Annotated in this window: 2 protein-coding genes and 1 pseudogene; all 3 read right to left on the bottom strand. The window is 68.1% G+C overall.

The window, feature by feature from the left end; all coding sequences use genetic code 11:
* Positions 1-56: 56 nt before the first annotated feature.
* The gene (locus tag QB898_RS13035; protein WP_050715271.1) at positions 57-335 is read right to left on the bottom strand and encodes a K+/H+ antiporter subunit F; all 279 of its coding nucleotides are present in this window, start codon (positions 333-335) and stop codon (positions 57-59) included.
* Positions 332-829, bottom strand: coding sequence for a Na+/H+ antiporter subunit E (locus QB898_RS13030; protein ID WP_199170957.1), 498 nt, complete (start codon positions 827-829; stop codon positions 332-334). The genes QB898_RS13035 and QB898_RS13030 overlap by 4 nt, the downstream gene beginning before the upstream one ends.
* A pseudogene (locus tag QB898_RS13025) lies at positions 826-1,280 on the bottom strand (hypothetical protein); the annotation flags it as partial. The gene QB898_RS13030 and the pseudogene QB898_RS13025, both read right to left, overlap by 4 nt.

Raw genomic sequence — 1,280 nt, 5'->3', positions numbered from 1 at the left:
CAGCAGCAGCGACACCAGGATTTCGGCCCACAAGGGCACAGGCAGGGCAGCGGCGCTCATTCGATGACCTCGCCGCGCAGCAAGAACTTGGCCATGGCAGCCGTGCCGACGAAGCCGAACAGGGCAATCAGCAGCGCCGCTTCAAAGTACATCTGGCTGGCGTAGCGGATGCCCGCAACCAGCACGATGAGCATGCCGATGGCGTAAATGGTGTCCAGCGCCAGCACGCGGTCTTGCGCGCGCGGGCCGCGCAGCAGCCGCCACAGGCATAGCAGCATGGCCAGGCCATAGGCGAACAAGGTGGCGAGGATGGAGCCGTGAAGCAGGGGATTCATGATTCAAAAATCTCGATCAGCGGCTGCTCGTAGCGCTGTTTGTAGTGGGCGATGAAGGCGGCTTTGTCCTCCAGGTCCCACACGTGCAGCAGCAAGGCGCTGCCATCGCGCGCCATCTCGCACCACACCGTGCCGGGCACGACGGTGGTGACCATGGCCAGCGCCGCCAGTGCGGAAGGGTCGCGCAACTGCAAGGGGATGATGACAAAGCCATCCTGCGCGGGCGCGCGGGCCGAGACGCGCAGCACGCCGCGCAGCACTTGCAGGTTGGACAGCAGCACGTCCCAGCCCACGGTGAGGATGTAGCGGGCCAGCACAAGGGGCCTTCGAATGCGCGGGCGGTGCGGGCGCAGCGAGGCGAAGAACCAGGGCATGGCCCAGCCCGCCAGCGCGCCCAGCAGCACCTGCCCCAGGGTGTAGGAGCGCACCAGCAGCAGCCACATGACCAGCAGGGCCAGCGACAGCAGCGGGGCGGGCAGCAGCTTGCGCATCATGGCTGCGCCTCCTCTGCGGGCGCGGGGGCGTTTTCAGGCAGCGCCTGGCCGCCCAGTTCTTCGCTGGCACCGTCCGTCTCGCCGGGCGAAGGCACGGGGCGCGTGCCGATCACGGTGTTGATGTAGTTGCGCGGCTCGTGCAGCCCTTGCGCGGCCCAGTGTGCGAACTGCATGACGGGCTGCGCCTGCCACACCATGACCACTGTCACCAGCAGCAGCGCGGCAATGGGCATCGTCTCGATCACCCGCAGGCGCGGCGCCGGCCTGCCCTGCGGCGCCCAGAACAGGCGGATACCCGCGCGGGAAAGCGCAATGGTGGACAGCAGCCCGCCCGCAATCAGCAGCGCCATGAAGGTCCAGGCGGCCACTGGCACGCCCGCCGCTTCAGCCATGCCCGGCAAGGCGGCAGCTGCGTCAATAGGCAGGCTGGCGGACAGACCTGCGGCTTCAT

The sequence above is a fragment of the Ottowia cancrivicina genome (genome assembly GCF_029813755.1).
Classification (GTDB): Bacteria; Pseudomonadota; Gammaproteobacteria; order Burkholderiales; family Burkholderiaceae_C; genus Ottowia; species Ottowia massiliensis.
The sequence above is the reverse complement of the archived record's forward strand: the minus strand, read 5'-3'. Positions and strand labels throughout refer to the sequence as shown.